This window comes from Acrocarpospora pleiomorpha, from assembly GCF_009687885.1.
GTDB lineage: Bacteria > Actinomycetota > Actinomycetes > Streptosporangiales > Streptosporangiaceae > Acrocarpospora > Acrocarpospora pleiomorpha.
In genome coordinates, this window is sequence record NZ_BLAF01000085.1 from 3,821 (window position 1) to 25,759 (window position 21,939).

General features: G+C 69.2%; 22 protein-coding genes. 5 read left to right on the plus strand and 17 right to left on the minus strand.

Translation table 11 applies throughout. The features are described 5' to 3' along the window. Nucleotides 1–457: 457 nt before the first annotated feature. The 9 genes from Aple_RS45835 to Aple_RS45875 all read right to left on the minus strand — a co-directional run bounded on the left by Aple_RS45835 (nt 458) and on the right by Aple_RS45875 (nt 8,178). Nucleotides 458–1,006 carry a shikimate kinase gene (locus Aple_RS45835; RefSeq protein ID WP_155351089.1) on the minus strand — a complete coding sequence of 183 codons (549 nt, stop codon included), beginning with the start codon at nt 1,004–1,006 and terminating at the stop codon, nt 458–460. Between the two features lie 11 nt (nt 1,007–1,017). Next, nucleotides 1,018–2,196 (minus strand): chorismate synthase, encoded by a 1,179-nt coding sequence (gene aroC / locus Aple_RS45840; protein ID WP_174889967.1) that lies wholly within the window; start codon nt 2,194–2,196, stop codon nt 1,018–1,020. 72 nt (nt 2,197–2,268) lie between these two features. Further along, entirely contained in the window at nt 2,269–2,931 is a 663-nt protein-coding gene (locus tag Aple_RS45845; protein WP_155351090.1) for a prepilin peptidase, read from the minus strand. Nucleotides 2,932–3,039: 108 nt separating this feature from the next. Beyond that, complete coding sequence (locus Aple_RS45850; protein WP_155351091.1) at nt 3,040–3,573, minus strand: hypothetical protein; 534 nt, start codon at nt 3,571–3,573, stop codon at nt 3,040–3,042. Between the two features lie 31 nt (nt 3,574–3,604). Continuing rightward, nucleotides 3,605–4,162 carry an SseB family protein gene (locus Aple_RS45855; protein ID WP_155351092.1) on the minus strand — a complete coding sequence of 186 codons (558 nt, stop codon included), beginning with the start codon at nt 4,160–4,162 and terminating at the stop codon, nt 3,605–3,607. 120 nt (nt 4,163–4,282) lie between these two features. Beyond that, a complete protein-coding gene (gene bar / locus Aple_RS45860) occupies nt 4,283–5,380 on the minus strand; it encodes a barbiturase (RefSeq protein ID WP_155351093.1) in 1,098 nt (365 codons plus the stop codon). Continuing rightward, nucleotides 5,381–6,295, minus strand: a complete 915-nt coding sequence (locus Aple_RS45865) for a carbamate kinase (RefSeq protein WP_246265345.1) — start codon at nt 6,293–6,295, stop codon at nt 5,381–5,383. Nucleotides 6,296–6,371: 76 nt separating this feature from the next. Continuing rightward, nucleotides 6,372–7,424, minus strand: a complete 1,053-nt coding sequence (locus Aple_RS45870) for a C45 family autoproteolytic acyltransferase/hydrolase (RefSeq protein ID WP_155351094.1) — start codon at nt 7,422–7,424, stop codon at nt 6,372–6,374. Between the two features lie 73 nt (nt 7,425–7,497). Further along, a complete protein-coding gene (locus Aple_RS45875) occupies nt 7,498–8,178 on the minus strand; it encodes a hypothetical protein (protein ID WP_155351095.1) in 681 nt (226 codons plus the stop codon). Between the two features lie 158 nt (nt 8,179–8,336). On the opposite strand from Aple_RS45875, the gene Aple_RS45880 reads away from it, so the two are divergent. Beyond that, nucleotides 8,337–9,128: an SAM-dependent methyltransferase gene (locus Aple_RS45880; RefSeq protein WP_155351096.1), complete on the plus strand. Its 792-nt coding sequence runs from the start codon at nt 8,337–8,339 to the stop codon at nt 9,126–9,128. On the opposite strand, the gene Aple_RS45885 is transcribed toward Aple_RS45880, so the two are convergent. Continuing rightward, nucleotides 9,125–10,264 (minus strand): pyridoxal phosphate-dependent aminotransferase, encoded by a 1,140-nt coding sequence (locus tag Aple_RS45885; RefSeq protein ID WP_155351097.1) that lies wholly within the window; start codon nt 10,262–10,264, stop codon nt 9,125–9,127. The two genes, Aple_RS45880 and Aple_RS45885, sit on opposite strands and share 4 nt — an antisense overlap. 37 nt (nt 10,265–10,301) lie before the next feature. On the opposite strand from Aple_RS45885, the gene Aple_RS45890 reads away from it, so the two are divergent. From Aple_RS45890 to Aple_RS45905, 4 genes are read left to right on the plus strand one after another with little or no spacing between them, the layout of a single operon-like run. Beyond that, nucleotides 10,302–11,201: a DUF418 domain-containing protein gene (locus tag Aple_RS45890; RefSeq protein WP_246265346.1), complete on the plus strand. Its 900-nt coding sequence runs from the start codon at nt 10,302–10,304 to the stop codon at nt 11,199–11,201. Next, nucleotides 11,131–11,910 (plus strand): carbon-nitrogen hydrolase family protein, encoded by a 780-nt coding sequence (locus Aple_RS45895; RefSeq protein ID WP_155351098.1) that lies wholly within the window; start codon nt 11,131–11,133, stop codon nt 11,908–11,910. Before Aple_RS45890 ends, Aple_RS45895 begins: the two co-directional genes overlap by 71 nt. A 10-nt stretch (nt 11,911–11,920) precedes the next feature. Continuing rightward, complete coding sequence (locus Aple_RS45900) at nt 11,921–12,379, plus strand: hypothetical protein (protein ID WP_246265350.1); 459 nt, start codon at nt 11,921–11,923, stop codon at nt 12,377–12,379. Beyond that, on the plus strand, nt 12,376–12,807 hold the full coding sequence (locus Aple_RS45905) for a hypothetical protein (RefSeq protein WP_155351099.1): 432 nt from the start codon (nt 12,376–12,378) through the stop codon (nt 12,805–12,807). The genes Aple_RS45900 and Aple_RS45905 overlap by 4 nt, the downstream gene beginning before the upstream one ends. Here Aple_RS45905 and Aple_RS45910 read toward each other — a convergent pair. From Aple_RS45910 to Aple_RS45940, 7 genes are all read right to left on the minus strand, one after another. Further along, nucleotides 12,799–14,298, minus strand: coding sequence for a carboxyl transferase domain-containing protein (locus tag Aple_RS45910; RefSeq protein WP_218038860.1), 1,500 nt, complete (start codon nt 14,296–14,298; stop codon nt 12,799–12,801). The genes Aple_RS45905 and Aple_RS45910 overlap by 9 nt on opposite strands. A 113-nt stretch (nt 14,299–14,411) precedes the next feature. Further along, on the minus strand, nt 14,412–15,584 hold the full coding sequence (locus tag Aple_RS45915; protein ID WP_155351117.1) for a CaiB/BaiF CoA transferase family protein: 1,173 nt from the start codon (nt 15,582–15,584) through the stop codon (nt 14,412–14,414). Between the two features lie 261 nt (nt 15,585–15,845). Then, nucleotides 15,846–16,025, minus strand: a complete 180-nt coding sequence (locus Aple_RS45920; protein ID WP_155351100.1) for a DUF397 domain-containing protein — start codon at nt 16,023–16,025, stop codon at nt 15,846–15,848. Further along, the gene (locus Aple_RS45925) at nt 16,022–16,867 is read right to left on the minus strand and encodes an SAM-dependent methyltransferase (RefSeq protein WP_246265353.1); all 846 of its coding nucleotides are present in this window, start codon (nt 16,865–16,867) and stop codon (nt 16,022–16,024) included. Before Aple_RS45925 ends, Aple_RS45920 begins: the two co-directional genes overlap by 4 nt. Nucleotides 16,868–16,899: 32 nt before the next feature. Then, nucleotides 16,900–17,766 carry a helix-turn-helix domain-containing protein gene (locus tag Aple_RS45930; RefSeq protein WP_155351101.1) on the minus strand — a complete coding sequence of 289 codons (867 nt, stop codon included), beginning with the start codon at nt 17,764–17,766 and terminating at the stop codon, nt 16,900–16,902. A gap of 281 nt (nt 17,767–18,047) precedes the next feature. Next, complete coding sequence (locus tag Aple_RS45935; RefSeq protein WP_155351102.1) at nt 18,048–19,865, minus strand: hydantoinase B/oxoprolinase family protein; 1,818 nt, start codon at nt 19,863–19,865, stop codon at nt 18,048–18,050. Next, nucleotides 19,852–21,897 (minus strand): hydantoinase/oxoprolinase family protein, encoded by a 2,046-nt coding sequence (locus Aple_RS45940; protein ID WP_155351103.1) that lies wholly within the window; start codon nt 21,895–21,897, stop codon nt 19,852–19,854. Before Aple_RS45940 ends, Aple_RS45935 begins: the two co-directional genes overlap by 14 nt. Nucleotides 21,898–21,939 lie beyond the last annotated feature (42 nt).

The following is a 21,939-nucleotide window of genomic DNA, read 5'->3' on the forward strand; positions in this document are numbered from 1 at the left end:
GCTCCCACCGCCGCAGCACCCGCCAGACGACCCCGCCCTCCAAAGGATTCCTACCATCACATCACCCGCTTCATCACCAAGCCCCACGCATGAACTCGCACCAACGTCCGTCCCCGCCCGCTCTGCTGAAACGCGTTCGAAGGTCCGGTGAATCTCCCACCCACCCAGCCCGTTATTTCCCCTCGGGCTCCGCCCGCCCCCGCCAGCACCCTCGTCACCCAAACGAAGCAGCCACCAACCCGGGTTCTCCCACCCACTCACCCTTTCGCCCTATCCAGGCTCCGCCCATCCCCGCCCACTCCGCTGAACCGGTGGATCTCCCACCCACCCGGAAACAGGGCCTGGTGGGCGAACGTCCGCGAGGTCGCACCCGCCCCTCCACCGCTGCGGAAGCGGGATCGGGCGAGGGGAACCACGGTGCGCTCGGCCGCGCCTTCAGTACCGGCACCGCGGGAGGTTATTCCGGATTCTCTGGTGATTCGGGGTGGAGGGTGGTGAGGGCGGTGGCGATTTCGGTGGTGAGGTCTTCGGGGTCGCGGTCGTCGGTGGGGAAAGTGAGGGTGGCGAGTTGTTCGTAGAGGGGGCGGCGTTCCTCCATGAGTTTGCGGAGTTGGCTGCGGGGGTTGAGGACCAGGAGGGGGCGGGCCGAGGCGAGGCCGACGCGTTTGACCGCCTGGTCCAGGGCCACCTGGAGGTAGATGACGGTGTGGGTGGCGAGGAGGGCCTGGGTGGCGGGGTTGAGGATGGCGCCGCCGCCGACGGAGAGGATGCCGTCGTGATCGTCGAGAGCCGTGCGGACGGCGGCGGCTTCCAGTTCGCGGAAGTGGGCTTCGCCGTCCTCGACGAAGATGTCGCCGATGGGCTTCCCGGCGGTGCCCTCGACGTCGGTGTCGGTGTCGCGGAAGGGGACGCCGAGCCGCTCGGCGAGGAGGCTTCCGATGGTGGACTTGCCGGAGCCGGGAGGGCCGATGAGAACGGCCACGGGGGCCCGCCGAACCGAATTCATGATCATTTACCTTACTTGATGACCATCGAGGAGAGGTAGCCGGACAGGTTGCGGGCAACCTCCTCGACCGAGTCGCCGCCGAACTTCTCGATGGCCGCGTCAGCGACGACCAGGGCGACCATCGCCTCGGCGACGATGGCCGCGGCGGGGACGGCGCACACGTCGGAACGTTCGTGATGGGCCTTGGCGGCCTCGCCGGTCAGCACGTCGATCGTGGCCAGCGCGCGCGGCACCGTGGAGATGGGCTTCATCGCGGCACTGACCCGCAGCGGTTCGCCGTTGGTCATGCCGCCTTCGACCCCACCGGCGCGATTGGTGATCCGCCGCACGCCCGAGGGGGTGTTCTCGATCTCATCGTGGGCCCGGGATCCGGGCCGGCGAGCGGTCTCGAAACCGTCGCCGAGCGCGACACCCTTGATCGCCTGGATGCCCATGAGCGCACCCGCCAGGCGCGAGTCGAGGCGGCGATCCCAGTGCGTGTAGCTGCCCAGGCCGGGCGGCAACCCGTACGCGACGACTTCGACGACGCCGCCGAGGGTGTCGCCGTCCTTGTGGGCCTTGTCGATCTCCGCGATCATGGCGGCGCTGCCGTCCGGGTCGAAGCACCGGACCGGGTTCTCATCGATCGCGGCCAGGTCGGCGGGGCTGGGCAGGTCCGTCGACGGGCTGGCGGCGGCGCCGATGGACAGCACGTGGCTGATGATCTCCACGCCGAGCGCCTGCTTGAGGAAGTTCTTGGCGACCTGCCCGAGCGCGACCCTGGCCGCGGTCTCGCGGGCGCTGGCCCGGTCGAGCACCGGGCGGGCGTCGTCGAAGCCATACTTCTGCATCCCGGCCAGATCGGCATGGCCCGGGCGCGGGCGAGAACGTGGCGCGTTGCGGGCGACGCCCTCCAGCAAGGCCGGGTCGACCGGGTCGGCCGCCATTACGGTCTCCCATTTCGGCCATTCGGTGTTGCCGATCCGGATGGCGACGGGCGAGCCGAGCGTGCGGCCGTGCCGGACTCCGCCGACGACGGAGACCTCGTCCTGCTCGAATTTCATCCGGGCTCCGCGCCCATAGCCGAGCCGCCGGCGGCGAAGAGCCTCGGCGAGTTCAGCCGTGGTCACCTCGACTCCAGCAGGTAGCCCTTCGAGAATCGCGACGAGTTCGGGGCCATGGGACTCCCCGGCGGTCAACCAGCGCAGCATGACACCAAGTCTTCCATGCGCCTCAGACTGCGACCGCCATACGGCTCATCAGTCAAGACAGTCGAATCTTCACTACGCCTCGACAACCACGGCCACGAAGGCCGCAAAGATCATGAAAGGCCCGAACGGAAACTCACTCTTCCGATCGCCCTTCTTCATCAGGAGAAGCCCGATCGCGTACAAGGCCCCCAGCAGGTGCGCCCCCACCCCCGCGATGATCGCCGCATTGACGCTCACCGCCCCCGTCACGATCCCCAGCACCCCCGCCAGCTTCACATCTCCCAGCCCGATCCCCGTGGGCCGCCCTAACCACAAAATTAGATAAACCGCACCCAAAGCCAGCCCGCAGGCCAACCCGACAACCACCTGCCCGCTAGGCGCCAAAAGCCCGATCACAATCAGGTACGACGGCAAGGTCACCGCATCCGGCAACCGCCAAGTCCGCCAATCCACGACCGCGAGCACAACCCCCACGAAGGCCGTATAGACCATCGCGAACAACAGCGGGCTCCCCCCGAACCGCCACCCCAAGACCCCAAAAACCACCCCCGTCCCAGCCTCCACCAGATACGGCGCCCGAGGCACCGGCCATCCCCGCAAGGCCCCCAGAAACGCCTCCCGCGCCTCCCCCCGTACGTCCTCCGCATCAAGCTCGAACCCCTCGGCCAGCGCCCGCGCATAACTCCCCGCGACCACCCCCACCGCCACCAACCCCGCGACCACAACCCACGACACCCGGCGACGTTAACCCGCCACCCGCCCTCACCACCCCCAAAGCCCAAAGTGCACCAACAAGAAACCGCCCCCGGCCACCCGACCGAGAGCGGTTCCTCCATCACAGCGTCACGTCAGGGTCGGCTCAGCGTCCTTGAGCGTGACCCCTTCCGACTTGGCGAAAAGCTTGGAGAACTTGGGGTGGACCTCTTCGCGCCACATCCTGAAGCCCGCGACCTCCTTCTGCACCTCGCCGAGCGTCTCCCTGAGCTCCGCCTGCCCCTCCCTGAGCTCGGCCTGCCCGTCCTTAAGCTCCGTCACGTCAGCCCTGAGCTCCGCCTGCCCCTCCCTGAGCTCGGCCTGCCCGTGCTCTAGAGCCTCGAAGCGAGCGTTGGTCTCGGCCCGGAATTCGCCCATATCGCGGGAGAGCGTGACGACCGACCCCTTAACCTCGGCCATCTCGCGCGAAAGGCCACCGAGGGCCCGGGTGAGCTCCAGCAAGTTCGAGTTGACGGCCTGGGTGAGCTCTCGCATCTGTTCTGTCTGATCCTGAACGAGGGACCTGATGCCGCCGATGCTGTCAAGCATCCGCAGTTCTCGCGCCTCCATGTTCGTCAGGCGTCGCTCGTGGCTCGTCAAAGTACTCCCGATGAGGTCTTCCACGACTTCTGTCCTTCCCCGCTAGGGACGAATGCTAGCCCGACGTCCTTCGCAGCCACCTTGGTGACCACTTGGGGCGTCGCTGTTCCATGGTGACCATAGTAACGTCTGATACGAGTGCAGACAGGTGAACGAGTGCAGACGGATCGGCGATTGCAGTTAGAGCAGGGAGCATCGGGCCTTCGATGGTGAAAGGGATAGGCCCGGCGATGTCGATGACGACGGCGGCCGCGTTCTCGTGGAGGGCGGCCTGGCAGACCTGGGGGGTGAGGGCCTGGATGGGGCGGGCGTCGGGGCGCCAGAGATGGAGGGCCGTGGCGCTGGTGAAGGCGAGGACCGCCTCGCGGCCGTCTTGGCCGATGAGTTTGGGGAGGGCCATCTCGCTCTGCTTCTCCTGGCGCAGGCCGTGGGCGCCGACCTCGGACTCGGTGAGGAGCGCGACGACGGGGACCAGCAGGCGGGCCGTGCTGAGTGCCGTCAGGACGTCGGCCGGGGTGACCGTACCTGATTGGAAGGCGGAGAGAGCCGCGGCGACGGCGGAGTCGGGGCTGCCGTCGTCGTCAGGGACGAGCGGGTTCGGAATGCTGGGCACGGTTCGGGAGCCTACCTGCCTGACCAGGCCACCCGCCCAAGACCGCAAGCCAGGCCGTAGCCGCGATCCCCCGGCCATCAGGCCTGGCCACCGGCGGGCTCGGTGGCCAGGTGGTGGTGGTTAGCCGAGGTCGGCGATGGCGATGACGGGGCCGCCGCCGCTGGGGCCCTGGTGGACGGCGGCGACGCTGACGAAGACGGCCGGGTCGCCGGTGACGCTGGCGGCGACGCCGCCGACGGTGGCTTTGATCTGGCGGTGCCAGTGCACGTCGGAGTCGTCGAGCATGATGTTGCGGCGGCCGCGGACGCTGCCGGTGGGGTCGGCCTCGCACTTCATGAACAGGTTGACCAGGCGTCCGCCGAGGTCGCTGGAGTGCGGGCGGTCGGGGAGGTCGATGCCGCTGTCGCGGATGGCGGCCCAGATGCCGTCGGCGTCGAGGGCGTCCTTCATCACCGAGTGGCCGGCGCGGTAGCGTCCGCCGATGCCGCGCACGTTGCCCACCACGACGATCTGCGCCCGGTCGAGTTCGACGCCGCTGGAGCAGGACGCGACCGAGGAGTAGAGGGAGAGGTCCTTGTGGATCTGCTCGGCGGCCGGCATCTCGATCTCGCCGAGCGCGACGGCGATGCCGAGCGCGGTGGTGGAGTTGGAGATGTCCATGGACAGGCCCGTCTCCTCGGTGACGACCTCGTGCCCGCGGGACTTCGCGTCGTTGATCGTGGACAGGGTGAGCAGCGGCGTCTTGGTCTGCACGTAGTGCACGTCGGCCGGGTCGTCGATGCCCGCGATCTTCATGGCCTCCCGCACCCCGGCCGCGACCTTCTCCACCATCGCCGGCCGCCCGATGTCCTCGGGCAGGATGACCTCGCTCATCGCGATGCCCACACTCACCCGCGGCTCATCGCTCGGTACGGCCTGCGCCGGATCAACCGTCGCGAAGATCGTGGCGTGCGGGCTGAGCACCCCGTCGGTCCCCCCGGACCACACCAGCGGCACGCTCTCCGGCGCCGGATGCCCCTTCGCGCCGAGCACCTCGCGGAACGCCCGGTCGGCGATGATCCGGGTGTAGTCGTTCACCCCGCCGTTGCCCTCGGTCTTGCCGATCACCGCGAGCACGCGGCCCGCCTCGATCACCCCGTCGTCGATCAGCTTCGCGAGCCCCGACGCGTCGGTGACACTCTCGATGGCGACCTTGCGTACCTCAATAGGATCCGGCATCTAACTCTCCGTTACCGTTGTCCCAATATTTCCTGACAAAGCGTCACTGATGTGGTCTAGCGAGGTGATGACCGCTCGCTGCCCCCCGTCTTCGACGAAACGCAGCGCCGCTTCTACTTTGGGGCCCATGCTGCCGCTGGCGAAGTGCCCGGCCGCCTGGTGCTCCCGGAGTTCCGCCACCGAGACCATCCCGATCGGCCGCGGTTCGGCGGTGCCGTACCCGAGGATGGCGTTCGGCACGTCGGTGGCGATCACCAGCACCCCGGCCCGTACGGCCCGGGCCAGCACCGCCGCCGCGTGATCCTTGTCGATGACCGCCTCGACCCCGGCCAGCCGCCCGTCGGGACCCCGAGCCACTGGCACTCCCCCGCCCCCGGCGGCGACGATCGTGTATCCCGCCGCCATCAGCGCGACCGCGGTGCCCGCGTCCAGGATCTCGATGGGCCGAGGCGAGGCGACCACCCGCCGCCAGCCGCGCTCGAACTTGCGCCAGGTCTGCCCCAACTGCTCGAACCGCCGCGCCTCGTCCTTTGAGAAGTACTGCCCGATCGGCTTGACCGGATCGGCGAACGCGGGATCGTCCGGGTCCACGAGGGTCCGGGTGACCACCACGGCGGCCGGAAGCGGGTCGAGCGAGTTCATGATCATCGTGCCGATGGTGGCCTGGGTCTGCGCCCCGCACCAGTCCAGCGGCACCGGCGGCACGACGTGGGAGGTCAGCTGGTTCTTCAGCAGGATGTTGCCCACCTGCGGCCCGTTGCCGTGGGTGAGCACCACTTCGTGCCCGGCCCTGATGAGCGTGGCTACGTGCCCCATCGCGAGCTCGATCGCCCGCAGCTGGTCGGCCGGCGCGGCGCTGCCGTCCGGCGCGGTCATCGCGTTCCCGCCGAGGGCGATCAGTACACGTCCATCCACATGGCGAAACTAGCCGCGCCCCCACCTGCCCGCATGGGCGACTCTCGCCCACCACCGGCATTTCCCTCGGCAAGATTCACCAAGTGAGGTCCCCGCAGGGCCCGCCCTCCATGGCCAGCAGCTCGCCGTTGGGCAGGTCGAGCTCGACGGTGGCCAGCGTGATGTGATCGTCGTCGGCCCCGGGCGCCCGGTGGTGGCAGACGCCCCCGGCGTGCCGGGACATGACCTCCTTGACCTGGTCCGCGGACGGCCGGGCGGTCTGCCGGCGCAGGCCGCGCCTGAGCAGGTCGCGCCGGATCAAGGTGCCGGGATGCTTGCTCGGAAAAGGGTCGTAGGGGACCACTCTCGGGTCTAGGAAGTGGTTGGTGTGCACGAGCATGCCGTCGTCCTCCGGCGTGCTCCAGCCGGGCCCGCCCGGGTGCAGCTCGGCGGTGATCGCGGCCTTGCCCTCCGCGCCGTACGACACGAGGTTCAACGAAGAGGAGGCCGACACGTCCGCGCTGGCCAGCAGGTACGCGGCCGAGGTGACGCTGTCGCACTCGTCGAGCACCCGCCGGGCGGCCACGTGCACGGGCAGCCCGATGCCCTCCTGGCCGTCGTCCTCGTGGTGCAGCCGGGTGAACAGCAGCCCGAGCCCGAGCGAGTTGACGCCGATCTTGCCGACCACGCCGTATTCGGTGAGCGTGTGCACGGTCCGGTTCTCGTGCTCGATCGTCCAGACCAGCCAGCCCTCGGCCATGTCCCTGGTCCAGTCCCAGGTCTGTACGGCCACCGGCGGGCTGTCCGGATCGTCGCCCAGCAGCACGACGGCGGAACACTCGCTGCGCGGCCGGCCGTCGAGCATGGCCAGGATCTCGGTCCGCGCGTTGATGGCCGCGATGTCGGTGACCGGGAGGCGCGCCCCCTCCGCGATGCCGGTGATCTCGTCGGCCAGGTCGGGCGCCCACGCCGCGATCGCCTTCAGTGCCTGAGTGCCAAGGTCCACGAGGTCGATCCGGGTGCCGCCGTGGTGGGAGAACATGTCCCGGTAGACGTCCACGGTGTGGGCTACCTGTACGGCGTGGACCTGGCCGAACTCGTGGCCACGTTCGAAGGGGTCGCTGTCTGTTGAGGTGTAGGCGCGGATCACATTCTCAGCATCCCACCTCGTCAGAGCTCCTACCGGAAGTGAAATGTGATCCTTGTCACGATTGATGCGGACTTCAATTGGGCATTTCGATCCAGGTAGCGCGGCTGGCGGCGATCAGCCGTCCGGAGGGTTCGTAGATCCCCGCGGCGGCGTACAGCTTCCGGCGTTCCCGGCCTTCGGTCCTGGCCACGATGACGTAGGTGGAGTCGGGGAAGATCGAGCCGTACACCCGTCCGGTGAGGCGGCCGAGCAGGGCGACGCCGCCGGAGGTGAGGTGGGCCCAGCCGGTCGGGCAGTCCAGGGCGCCCCACACGTGGCTCAGCGGCAGGGTCGCCGACCAGTCGGCCAGGGCGGGGTGCACGTGCCAGATCACGGCGACCTCGCCGGGGCGGCCGGTGGGCGCCGGATGGATGCGCATGCCGTCGCCGGGCTCGCGGTGGCCGCACACGAAACAGCCGGGAAACGGGTGCTCGACGGCGCCTGCGAAGGTGCCGCAGATCCGGCCAGGTTCAATGAGAGGCGGCGGCGCGGGGGCGTCCGGCACCGGACGGGCCTCCACCAGCAGGGTGTCGCCGTCGAACAGCCGTACCAGGGAAGGGCTCTTCTCAATGCGAATGTCGGCGTCCAGGGGTGTGGGCGCGCGCAGGGTCACCTCGACGCTGCGGCCGGGCGGCAGGTAGCTCGCCGCCAGGCCGGAGACCCACCCGCCGTTGGCCATGCCGTCGGGTCCCCGAAAACGTTCGGATATCTTCATGCCACCCACGTTGCCCCCTCGTGCTTTCACCATGCTTACATCGCGGCTTCATCGCAAATCGCGAATTATCCGTGTTTTTCGGGGGTGGAAGCGCTCCCACGCCCATGGTCGTTGGCTAGGATCTCGGCAATATCACCGCAGATTCGGGGGCTCCGCGTATGTCCGCTCCGAAGATCGACACGTCGGTGCCGCATCCGGCCCGGGTGTACGACTACTGGCTCGGGGGCAAGGACAACTACGCCGCCGACCGCCAGCTGGCCGAGGCCGTCATCGCCGCCACTCCCGGCGTGGTGCGGGGGGCCAGAGAGAACCGGGCCTTCCTCGGGCGGTCCGTGCGGTTCCTGGCCGAGCAGGGCATCGACCAGTTCCTGGACATCGGCACCGGCATCCCCACGGCCGGGAACACCCATGAGGTCGCCCAGTCGGTCAATCCCGCCGCCCGGGTGGCGTACGTGGACAACGACACCATCGTGATGGTCCACGCGCGGGCGCTGCTGACCAGCACCCCGGAGGGCATGACCACCTACATCGAGGCGGACCTGCGCGAACCGCGGACGATCCTCGACCACCCCGACGTGACCAAGGTCCTCGACTTCTCCAGGCCGGTGGGGATCATCATCATCGGGACGCTGATGCACATCAAGGACGAGGACGACCCCTGGGGCGCGGTCAAGCAGTTCACCGACGCCACCTGCCCCGGCAGCTACCTGGCCATCACCCACCTGACCGCCGACTTCGAGCCGGAGCTGATGGGCACGCTGGCCAAGAACTACAACACCGGCCCGCTGCTGATGACCAACCGCACCGCCGAGGAGATCGGCCGCTTCTTCGAGGGCTTCGAGCTGGTCGAGCCCGGCCTGGTCTGGACGCCGGAGTGGCGCCCGGACGAGCCGATCCCGGCGGACGGAGTCCGCGGCGGCTACGGCGCGGTCGGCAAGAAGCTCGGTTAAGCGAGCCTCCCAAGCCTGGCGATGGCCTCGTCGATGACCGCGTCCTTCTTGCAGAAGGCGAATCGCACGTACTGCCGTCCGGTGCCTGGTTCGTCGTAGAAGACCTGGGTCGGGATGGCGACGACGCCCGCCAGTTCGGGGAGGCGGCGGGCCAGGTCGAGGCCGTCGGTGAAGCCGAGCGGCCGGATGTCGGTCTGCACGAAGTAGGTGCCCGACGGACGGAGCACCTCGAATCCGGCGGCGGCCAGACCGGCCATCAGGCGGTCACGTTTGCCCTGGAGCGCGTCCTTGAGCGTGGCCACCCACTCCAGCTCGTGGCGCAGCCCGTACGCCACCGCGAGCTGCCAGGGCGCGGCCGCGGTGAAGGTCAGGAACTGCTTCACCGTCTGCACGGCCCGGATCAGCCCGGCCGGCGCGCAGATCCAGCCGGTCTTCCAGCCGGTCACCGAGAAGGTCTTCCCGGCCGAGGAGACCGTCACCGTGCGCTCCCGCATGCCGGGCAGCGTGGCGAGCGGAACGTGCGGGACGCCGTCGAAGGTCAGATGCTCGTAGACCTCGTCGGTGATCGCGATCAGATCGTGCTCCCGGCACAGCCCGGCGATCGCCTCCAGCTCGGCCGGGGTGAACACCGTCCCGGTCGGGTTGTGCGGGGAGTTGACCAGGATCGCCCGCGTCTTCGGGGTGACCGCGGCCGCCAGCTCCGCGGGGTCGAACGCGAACCGTCCCGCGTCGACCCGGAGCGGCACGGCCCGGCGCGCCGCCCCCGCCATCGCGATCGCCGCCGGATACGAGTCGTAGTACGGCTCGAAGACGATCACCTCGCTACCGGGCTCGCAGAGCGCCAGCACGGCGGCGGTGATCGCCTCAGTGGCCCCCACGGTCACCAGGATCTCGCTGTCCGGGTCGTAGTCCAGGCCATATCGGATCTTCTGGTGATCGGCGACGGCCTGCCTGAGCTCCGACACGCCCGGACCGGGCGGATATTGGTTGAACCCATCCCTGATCGCCTCGACGGCCCGGTCGAGCATGGCCGCCGGGCCGTCCTCGTCCGGGAAACCCTGGCCTAGATTGATCGAACCGGTCCGCACGGCCAGCGCCGTCATCTCGGCGAAAACCGTCGTTCCGAATTCCCGCATCCGTCCCACAAGCACGATCACAACTTACTCTGGTCTGGTGACCACCCGAATTCGTGAGCTCGACGCGCTCCGCGGTTTCGCGATCTGCGGGATCATGCTGGTGAATACCTGGCAGCATTCGCCGAAACCGCCCGAGATCGACTGGGCGATGAACCAATTCGTCCAGGGCCGGTTCTATCCCATCTTCTCCTTCCTGTTCGGGATGAGTTTCGCGCTGTTCTTACGGGCGCATCCGGATCGGCTGATCATGGGGCGGCGGCTGGCCGTGCTGGCGCTGTTCGGGGCGGCGCACTGGGTGGTCAACCCGGGCGAGGTGCTGGTGCCGTACGCGATCTTCGGCGCGGTCGCGCTGGTTCCGGCCAGTTTCCTGCCGAAGCTGGTCCAGCTGCCGCTGGGGGTCGCGGTCACCACGGGCGCGGTGGTCTACGGCGATCCGTGGATTCTCATCGCCGGTCTCTTCCTGCTGGGCCTGGCGGCGGTGGAGTTCGACGCGATCCGGCCGAACGCGCTGTTCTTCGCCCTCAGCGTGGTGCTCGCCGTGGTGCTGACCTGGGCCGACGTGAGCTATCTGGCCGCGTGCCTGGCCGGGGCGGCGGCGTACGCGAGCGGGTTCATGCTGATCAGCCCCCGGGTGTTCGAGCCGCTGGGGAAGCTGGCGCTGACGGCGTACCTGAGCAGCACGGTCGTCATCCTGCTGGTGCGCCCGGCGACGGCGGCGGGGATCATCGCCGTGACCGTGGTCACGCTGGTCGTGCAGTGGCTGTTCGCCCGCTTGTGGCTGACCCGGTTCCGGTACGGCCCGCTGGAATGGATCTGGCGATGCCTGACATGGTGGGAACTGGTCCCCAACGGGCAGACTCAGGCACGTGACCCGCGTAACGTTGTGCCAGATCTCCATCGATCACGACCCAAAGAACAACCTGGAGTCGGTTCGTGACGCCCTCGCCTCGGCCCCCGACGCCGACCTGGCGGTCTTTCCCGAAGCCACGCTGACCCGCTTCGGCCGGGGCATCCTGGACCGGGCCGAGCCGCTGGACGGGCCGTTCGTGCACGGGCTGCGCGAAGCCGCCAGGGACGCGGGCACGGCGCTGATCGCGGGCACGTTCGAACCGGCGGGCGCGCGGGTGCACAACACGGCGGTGGCCGTCGACGCCAACGGCGAGCTCGTCGCCGCCTACCGGAAGATCCACCTGTTCGACTCCTTCGGCGCCCGCGAGTCCGAGCTGGTCGCGCCCGGCGACGCGCCGGTGGTGGCGGAGCTGGGCGGCCTGCGGGTGGGGCTGATCACCTGCTACGACCTGCGCTTCCCCGAACTGGCCAGGGCCCTGGTGGACCAGGGCGCCGAGGCGTTCGCGGTGATCGCCGCCTGGGCTGGGGGGCCGTTCAAGGAGGAACACTGGGTGACGCTCGCCCGGGCGCGCGCGATCGAGAACACGATGTGGACGATCGCGGTCGGCCAGCCGCCGCACGAGGACGGCTGGGGGGTGGGCCGCAGCCTGCTCATCGACCCGCTCGGCGTGACCGTGCACGATCTCGGGCCGGCTGCGGGCGTACGCACCGGAAAGATCGACAAAGCGCGGGCGGAAAGTGTGCGTAAGACCCTTCCGTCCCTGGAACATCGTCGACTTGGGGTCACGGGATCGTAAACTAAACGCCATGAGTGAGCCTGGGAACAGCACGTGGATGCAGAAGGTGATCCCGCCGCGTCTGCTCGTGCCGTACCTGGCGGGCAAGCGGACGATCATCTCGGGGTATGTGTATCGCGTCCAGGACTGCGACCGGCTGACCTCCCCGCGTGCCCTCGTCGACGCGCTCGATCTGACCTTCGAGGGCTCCGACCTCACGCCCGCCGTGCCTGAGCTCTATCTTTTGCGCTGGGTGGCGCGCGACATCGACACCTACGTCGTTCCGTACGGAGCGCACATGGGTGGTGACTGGAACGATTCACCCCCATTCGCCGGGAACGGCTTTACCGCTTCACGGGAGCATGTCGTGCCGCAGTTCCACACGATGCCGATGCCGATCCCGGCGGGCGCCGAGATCGTGCACATCACCAGGGCCGGGGAACGGCCGTTCGCGGCCTTCGACGGGCTGTCCTGGCGGCCGGCGGCATGAGCGGCAACGACATCGAACCGGTCGGCCTGGGGTTCGTCGCCCGGTACCGGGCGCAGACCTACCCCGCCGCCATCGGCCCCGGCGGGGACGACGTGGTGCTGTTCAGCGAGACGCCCGCGGAGGGCTTCGAGCGGGGGCGCGGCTACTGGCGGCTGGCGGTCAACATCAAGGACCTGGAGCAGCTGACGCTGCTGCGGACGGTGGGGGCGTTCGGGGGCGAACCCTGCCTGATCCTGGACGAGGACGAGAACGGCGACAGCGGCGGCCTGCACATCGCCTATACCGGGCACAGCGGGATGAAGGCGGAAGCCCTCGGCTACTGGCTGGTGGATCACGGCGCGTACGAGGTGGTCGTTCCCCGGGAGGAAGTGCACGCCATCCGGGTGGAACGGATCGCCATCCCGTGCCAGCCCGGAACCTTACCGTGAGCCGACGCGCCGGTAGCGGGCCAGGCGGTCCGCGAGCCGGGCGGCGGGATCACGCGCGAGCAGGCCGGTGATCTCGTATTCCAGCGCGGTGGCCACCCGTTCGCAGAACGCCTGCTGCTCGTAGGCCGCGTCGGGGCATTCGGGGATGACGCGGTCCACGATGCCGTCCCGTTTGAGGTCCATCGCGCGCACGCCCTGGGCCTGGGCGATCTCCGGGGCGAAGTCGACCGTGCGGTAGAGGATCGCGGAGGCGCCCTCCGGCGGGAGCGGGGAGAGCCAGGCGTGCTGGGCGCAGAGCACCCGGTCCGCCGGGAGCAGGGCCAGCGCGGCGCCGCCCGCGCCCTCGCCGAGCAGCAGGCAGACCGTCGGCGCGTCCAGCATGACCAGATCGGCGAGAGAACGCGCGATCTCCCCGGCCAGGCCGCCCTCCTCGGCCGCCTTCGACAGTGCGGCCCCGCCGGTGTCGATCACGGTGACCAGCGGCAGGCCGAGCTCGGCCGCCAGGTGCATGCCCCTGCGGGCCACCCGCAGCCCGGCCGGTCCCACCGGGCCGCGCGCCCGCTGGCTGCGCCGATCGTGCCCGAGCACGACGGCGGGCGCGGAGCCGAACCTGGCCAGTGCCAGCAGCAGCCCGGGATCGTTCTCCCCCGCTCCCGTGCCGTTGAGCGGCGTCACGTCCGTCGCGGCGTGTTTGAGCAGGGTACGGACCCCCGGGCGATCGTCCCGCCGGGAGGTCATGATCGCCTGCCAGGCTCCGACGTCGGCGTCTGATCCGGCCGGTTCGGGCACGGGATCCAGGTTTTCTGGCACGCACAGGACCGACAGGGCGCGGATGGCGACCTCCCTGGCGTCCGCCGCCGAGACGACCGCGTCGACCAGGCCGTGGGCGAAGAGGTTCTCCGCGACCTGGACGCCTTCGGGGAACGGGTAGCCGTACAGGGACTCGAAGACGCGCGGGCCGAGGAAGCCGATCATCGCGCCCGGTTCCGCGGCGGTGACGTGGCCGAGGGAGCCCCAGGAGGCGAAGACGCCGCCGGTGGTGGGGTGGCGAAGGTAGACGACATAGGGCAGCCCGGCCGCCCGGTGCGCGGACACGGCGGCGGTGATCTTGACCATCTGGACGAACGCGAGCGCGCCCTCCTGCATCCGGGTGCCCCCGCTGGCGGGTGCCGCCAGCAGCGGCAGCCGTTCGGCGGTGGCCCGCTCAATGGCGCGGACCAGCCGATCCGCCGCCGCGACCCCGATCGAACCGGCCAGGAAGGAGAACTCGCAGGCGACGACGGCCACCCGCCGCCCCCCGAGCAGGCCGGCCCCGGTGATCACCGACTCGTCGTATCCGGTCTTGGCCCGGGCTGCGGCGAGTTCCTCGGCGTATTCGGAGCCGGGTGGCGCGGTGTCGGCCGGGGGCTCGTCCCAGGATGCCCAGGTTCCGGCGTCGAGCACCGCCCGGATCAGCGCCCGCGCGTCCGGCCGCGCCCGCCCCTCGTTCACGATCTGACCTCGTTCACCAGAATTGACCCGCCCGCTCCCGAAGTTCTTTCCCGAGATCTGACGGTAGGACCCTGCCGGGTCCCCAGGGACATCGTCGTCCGGAGTCCGGATTGTCACGTAGCGGAACCTCCCGAGGTGGATTCCTGAGCCTCCAGCCAGGTGAGCACGGCGTCGTTGTCCTGGCCGAGGGCGGGGGGCGGGGTGTGCGCCGGGGCGGGGTGGTCGTCGAAGCGGAGCGGCGGGCCGGGGAGCGTGACGCGGCCGAGGACGGGGTGGTCGACGTCGACCAGGAGGCCCTGCGAGTGGACCTGGTCCCAGCTGTAGACCTCGTCGATGGTGCGGATGGCTCCGGCGGGAACACCGAGGTCGGCGAGCGCGGACAGCCAGTGTGCGCGATCGCGCGAGACCAGGGCTTTCTCCATATCGGAGATCAACTCATCCCGATGCGCAAATCTTTCCCTATTTGTCGCATATTTCGGGATGTTGGGGTCGATGTCTAGTAGGCGGGCGACCTTCTGCCACTGGCCGTCGTTCGCGACGGCGATCTGGAGCATGCCGTCCGCGCAGTGGAAGGCGCCGTAAGGGGCGATCGAGGCGTGGTGGTTGCCATTGGCGGCGGGGAGTTTGCCGCCGACCGTCCAGGAGGTGCCGTGGTAGGAGTGCACGCCGACGACGGAGGCCAGCAGCGAGGTGCGCACCACGGTGCCCTTGCCGGTGCGCTCGCGCTCGTAGAGTGCGGCCACCACGCCGTACGCGCCGTGGATGCCCGCGAGCAGGTCGGCGATGGACGCTCCCACGCGGTACGGCTCGCCGGGCGGCCCCGTGAGTGACATCAGGCCCGCCTCGCCCTGGGCGATCTGGTCGTAGCCGGGGCGCCCGCCTTCGGGGCCGTCGTGGCCGAAACCGGTGATGGACAGCACGATCAGGCGCGGGTTGAGCTCGTGGAGCCGTTCGACGCCGAAACCGAGCCGGTCGAGCACTCCCGTGCGGAAGTTCTCGATCAGCACGTCGCTCCGGCGCACGAGCCGCTCCACGAGCGCCCGGCCTTCGCTGGCCTTCATATCGATGGTGATCGACTGCTTGTTCCGATTCGCCGCCAGGAAGTAGGTCGAAATATCGGCATCTGGGCCGACGAAGGGCGGGCCCCAGCCGCGGGACTCGTCGCCGGACGGGTGCTCGACTTTGATCACGTGCGCGCCGAGGTCACCGAGCATCTGGGCCGCATGCGGCCCGGCCAGCGCCCGGGACAGGTCGAGCACGACAACGCCGCCGAGAGGTCCCTGCATCATCACTCCTGGAACAGGCTGTGTTCATGGCCGATCCTCCGGATCGGCGGGCTTGGCCGCCTTCAGCCTGTGTCTTCCCTCGTCTCTCCGGCCGCTCCGCGACCTGCGTTCCTCAGTCCAGACACAGGCGCGGCCAAGCCGGGACATACGACCTACGGCGCGGCGGTTGCCCATTCGACTTCAGAAGCTGCGTTTCTCGGTCTAGACACAAGCGCGGCCAAAGCCTACTCTTCCTGCCTTGCCAGGTGTGATGTGCCCCTATCAGTCTGCGATCAGGTCGTCGAACTCACCGTCCTTCACGCCCCGCAGGAAAGCGGTGATCTCGGCTGTCGTGAAACACAGGACGGCGCCGTCCGGCTGCGCGGAGTTGCGCATCGCGAAGCCGTCGCCGAGCGCGGCCAGCTCGACGGCCGGGCCGTGACTGGAGCGGATCCAGGTCATGGTTTCACCCCCACCGCGCCGAAGATCGGGACGTCCGGGTCGAAGCGGAGCACGAGATCGTCGGGCCGCCAGTTCTTGAGCCGGACCAGGCCGGGCTCGATCATGGTCAGGCCCTCGAAGAACGCGGCCACCTCGGCGTCCGAGCGCAGCACGGCGGGCGAACTCGCCCGGGCATAGGCCCTCGTGGCCGCCTCCAGGCGTTTCGTGCGCTCCACGTGCGAGACGACCAGGCACGAGCCGGGGACCAGGTGGGACATCAGCGACGCCACCGCGCCGTACGGGTCCTCGGCGTCGGTGACGAAATGCAGGACCGCGACCATCAGCACGCCGACCGGGCGGGACAGGTCCAGCAGGCCGCGCAGTTCGGCGTCGGCCAGGATCTCCAGCGGCCGGCGGGCGTCGCCGGAGATTGCCACCGTCTGCGGATCGCGGGCGAGCAACGCGCGGGCGTGCACGAGCACCACCGGATCGTTGTCCACGTAGACCACGCGGGCGTCCGGGTTGGCGCGCTGCGCGACCTGGTGCACGTTCTCCCGGGTGGGTAAACCCGCGCCGATGTCGATGAACTGGTCGATGCCCTGCTCCTCGGCCAGGAACCGGACCGCCCGGCCGAGGAAACGCCGGTTCGCCCACGCGATGTCGCGGGTCTGCGGGATCTCGCGGATGACTTCTTCCGCGCACTCCCGGTCGGCGAGGGTGTTGTCTTTGCCGCCCAGGTAATAGTCATACATGCGAGCCACGTTCGGGACCTTCACGTCGATCGTGACAGGTGGCGGCTCGGGGCGTCGATGCCGGCGGAGGTCCGCGTCGGGCGGCTCCATCGGCAGTCCGTGAGGGGTCATGGCTTCACGCTAGGAAAGCGGATCATCACCGTCTAGGATGTTGCCAGATGTTGCACGAGGGCCTCGGAATGGCGCTCGATGATCTCCACCGCTTGCTCTCCGTGCACGGCCGAACGCGCAAGGCTGTCGAAGACCTTGGCGTACATGGCGACCTCGCCGGGCTGAGTGACGCGGATGAAGGCGGCGTACGTCTCGGTTTCGGCGGCGGTGTCGTCCAGGATCCAGAAGTCGCAGAGCGGTGGGTAGTGGGGAGCACCCAGGGGGACGACGCCGAGCTGGACCGTGCGCAGGCGGGAGAGGTGGATCAGGTGGCGTAGTTGTTCCAGCATGACGTCCGGCGGCGCCATGGCCGCCATCAGGGCGGTCTCGCACAGGACCAGGTGGAACAGGGATTTGCCGGTCAGCAGCAGTTCGGTCCGCTCCATCCGGGCGTCCACCGCAGACTCCACGTCCGTCCTGATGCCTGACATTTCGGAAAATTCGGTGAATCGGATGGTTGCGTAGGCGCGGGTTTGGGCCACCGCTGGGACGAGAAAGGCGGAAAAGCTGCGAATCGAGCGGGTCCGTGCTTCGCGGTCGCGTAGTTCCTGCTGGAAGGCGGCGGATCCGACCTTCTCCAGGCGGCGCAGCTCGACGTACATCTTCTCGGTGTTGTCGCGCATCGCCAGGAGTTCGGCCAGGTCAGCCAGGGCGTGGCAGTGGAAGCACCACAGGCGCAGGTCGTCCTCGCCGGGCATGATCCGGCCGTGTTCCAGCTTGGACACTTTGGTGAAGTGCCATCCGGCGCGGCCCGCGAGCTCCCGGCCGGTCACCCGCGCCCCGGCCCTGATCTCCCGAAGCCGGGCTCCGAGCGCCTCCCTGGCCTGCTGCGCGCCACTGCTCACGCCAACGCCGCCCATGTCACATCTCCCGGAGAATGTTGCTCAACCCGCTATACATAGCAGTGCTAGTCCAATGGGAGGAGAAGGCTGTTCTAGATGATGCGCAAGTGACCCTATCTATCCAGGTCATAGCCGCTATAGTTTCAGAACGCCCTCGTCTCACCATGTTGCACATGTTGCACGATGATCGAGAAATGCGGAAGAGATGTAGCGCGGCGACGACTCATTGAATGACAGAACTCCCTCACAGGAGGGTTGCCCTCATACCCGGTGACGGAAATATCCCCCGTCACCGGATATCAGCGGAGATCGACCTCCGCGTGCGGCTGGCCGCCGGACAGCTTCGGATAACCCGGTCCGCGGTCGAAGAACGCCTCCGACAGAACGGGCATGCTCGCGCGAAGTTCCTCCGTGGCCGCCTCGTCCACCACCAAGTCGGCGGAGAGCACCACGCCGTACTCGTGCCGGGCGCACTCCAGGGACACCTTCCCGTCCCGCACGTCGTCCGCCACCCGCTGCGGCTCCCGCTCGAAGGGCGACCCCCAGCCGCCCCCGCCGGTGGTGCGAACCCGGACGATCTCCCCTTCGCGCACCGGGAAGTCGTCCACGAGCCCGTCCATCTCGACCCCGTTGACGGTCACCACGAACGGCCGCCCGGCCCGCCCGCCGTTGACCCCCCAGCAGCTCAGGATCGACCGGTCCGCGATGGACATGAAGGACGCGTCCCGCAACATCCGGATGTGCTTGTCGTAGCCGAGACCGCCCCGGAACCTCCCCGGGCCGCCGCTGTCCACGGCCAGCCCGAGGCGCTCCACCCGGAACGGCCAGCGGGCCTCGGCGAACTCGACCGGGATGTTCCGGGAATCCGGCACGATGTGGATGGTGTCCTCGCCGTCGGCGTACCAGCGTCCGCCGGAGCCGCCGCCGAGGACCTCGCGCATCAGGTAGTCGTTGCCGCCCAGGTCATGGCCGTACACACCGGTGTAGCGGATCGTCTCCTGGTCGGCGGGCATACGCCCGCCGGTCGCCTTGGCCAGCACCCCGGCGAGCACGCCCAGCAGGCGCAGGATCACGAACGTGCGGGCGTTGGTCGGGGCCGGGAAGATGGGCGTGAGCAGGGTGCCCTTCTCCGGGAACACCATCTTGATGAGCGGGACCACGCCCTCGTTGACGTCGAGTTCGGCCATGCGTTCCGGCGTCTCGGCCAGGTTGCGCAGGATCGGCGCCAGCCACTTCTTCAGGAACACCCCGTCGGCGTAGTCGCCCGCGTGGTTGATCGGGCCCTTGGCCTGCGGCGACGTGCCGGTGAAGTCGATGATCAGCGGCTCGGGGGCGGCGTGGTCGACGGTCAGCGTGATCCGCTGCGCGTGCAGCCGGGGCTCGTCCACGCCGTCGTGCTCGGCGTAGTCCTCCCACACGTGCACGCCTTCGGGAATCTTCGCCAGCAGCTCGCGGCGGAAGGTCTCGGTGGTCTTGCCGATGATCGCGTCGAAGCAGGCGTCGACCGCGTCCCGGCCGTACCGGTCGAAGAGCTCGCCGAGGCGGCGGGCGCCCATCAGGCAGGCCGAGCACTCCGCGTCCAGATCCCCGGCCAGCGAGTCGGGCATGCGCGAGTTGCGGGTCATAATCCGCAGCGCGGCGTCGTTGGGCATGCCCTGGTCCCAGAGCCGGATCGGCGGGACCATCAGCCCTTCCTCGAAGACGCTGCGCGCCCCCGACGGCATCGAGCCCGGGCAGGCCCCGCCGATGTCGTCGTGGTGGCCGAACGCCTGCACGAACGCGACCACCTCACCGGCGTGGAACACCGGGACGGTCACGCACAGGTCCGGCAGATGCCCGATGCCGCCTTCGGACAGGTACACGTCATTGTGGAAGAACACGTCGCCGGGACGCATGGTGCCGATCGGGAAATCCCGCACGATCGGCTGCACCAGCGCCGAATACGACCGCCCGGTCAGCTTGCGCAGCTTGACGTCGTGGATACCGGCCCGGAAGTCGTGCGCGTCCCGGATCATGGGCGAGCGGGCGGTCCTGGCGATGGCGGTCTCGACCTCCATCTCGACCGAGGCCAGCGTGCCTTCGACGATCTCGATCAGGATCGGGTCAGCCGAGCTCACGTCGGACCTCCAAGTTGCCGTAGTCGTCCATGGTCGCCGTGAAACCGGGATGGATCGGAAGCGTCGAGCCGTACTCCTCGATGACGGCGGGCCCGGTCACGACCGCGCCGGCGCCGAGCTCGTGCCGGCGATAGATCACCGTGCGGGCCCAGTTCTCGTAGAAGACGTCCCGCGTGCAGACCGGGCTGGGCTCGTCCGGCTGGTACGGCCTGCGCGCCACGATCGGCCGGGTGATCGGCCCGATGCCGGAAACCCGCAGGTTCACCCATTCGACGGCGTGCTGGGGGTCGTCGCGGTAGCCGTACCCGTAGAGCTTGAAATGGGCTTCGTGGAAGCGCTCCAGGACGGCCTCGCGCCAGGCCGGGGTGAGGGGGCCTTCGGGCGCGGGCACCCGGACCTCGTATGCCTGGCCGTAGTAGCGGAGGTCGGCGCTGCGCGCGTACACGTGGTCGGTGAAGCCCTCCCGGTCCAGCGCCTCGGCGGCCTGGGCCTCCAGCTCGGCGAGGATGGCGGACATGGCCTCCAGCGACGGATCCCTGGTCACGTGGGTCCGGACGTAGTCGTTCTTGACGTCCACGGTGAGCAGCCCGAACGCGGACACGTTGCCCGGCTCGGGCGGGATGATCGCGGCCTTGAGGCCGAGCACGTCGATCAGGCGGCAGGCCAGCAGCGGGCCCGACCCGCCGAACGCGACCAGCGGGAAGTCGCGGACGTCGAGGCCGCGCTTGACGGTGATCTGCCGGATCGCGTTGGACTGGTTGAACGCGCTGATCTCCAGGATGCCGGTCGCGCAGCGTTCCGGGGTGAGGCCGAGTTTGGCGGCGAGCCCCTCGATCCCGGCCCTGGCCGCCGCCGCGTCCAGCGGGATCTCGCCGCCGAGCAGGTGCGGGGGGACCCGGCCCAGGAACACGTGGGCGTCGGTGACGGTCACCTCGGTGCCGCCCTTGCCGTAACACATCGGCCCCGGGTCGGCGCCCGCGGACTTGGGACCGACCTTGAGGGTGCCCTCCGGGGAGATCCACGCGATCGAGCCGCCGCCCGCTCCCACGGTCACGATGTCGATCATCGGGATCTTGCAGGGGTAGCGGCCGATGCTGCCCTCGGTGGTCTGGGAGGGTTCGCCGTCCACGACCACGGCCACGTCGGTGGAGGTGCCGCCGCCGTCCAGGGTGATCACGGAGGGGTGGCCTGCCGTACTCGCGATCAGGGCCGCGCCGAGCGCGCCCGCCGCGGGTCCGGACAGGACGGTGGTGATCGGCTGGTGCACCACCTCGGCGGCGGAGAGCACGCCGCCGTTGCTCTTCATCACCGAGAAGCTCCGCCCGAGCCGGTCGGAGAGGTTGTCGATGTATTTCCGCATGATGGGTTTCACGGCGGCGTCGACCAGGGTGGTCACGGAACGCTCGTACTCGCGGTATTCGCGCAGCACGTCGCTGGAGAGCGAGACGACCGCGTCCGGATGCTCCGTGGCCAGCACCTGCCGCATGCGGCGCTCGTGCTCCGGGTTGGCGTAGGAGTGCAGGAAGCACACGCCGATCGCGGTGACGCCCTGCTCGCGGAACCAGCGCGCGACCTCGATCGCCGCGCCCTCGTCGAATGGGCGCACCTCCGCGCCCAGGTGGTCGAGCCGCCCGCCCACCGTCTTCACCCGGTGCACGGGCACGATCCGGGGCGGTTTCACCCAGAAGTAGGAGTTCCCGTAGCCGTCCGGCACGCTCTGGCGGGCGATCTCCAGGATGAACTCGAAACCCTCGGTCGTGACGAAGCCCAGGTGGGGGGTCCCGTCCTGCCGGTCTTCCAGCAGCTGGTTGGTGGCCACCGTGGTGCCGTGCACCAGCGCGGACACGGCGTCCAGACTCTCTGTGCTCCCGTGCAGGTTAAGAACCTTGTGGACCCCTGCCAGAAATCCGTCGGCCGGATTGGCAGGAGTAGAGGGAGTCTTGGTCGTGACGATCTGGCCGGAAGCCTCATCCACCAGAACCACGTCGGTGAACGTGCCGCCGGTGTCGACCCCGATACGGACGCTGTGCATGCTCCAGTTTCTACCGACGACCTGCGAGGTGTGAAATCAGCG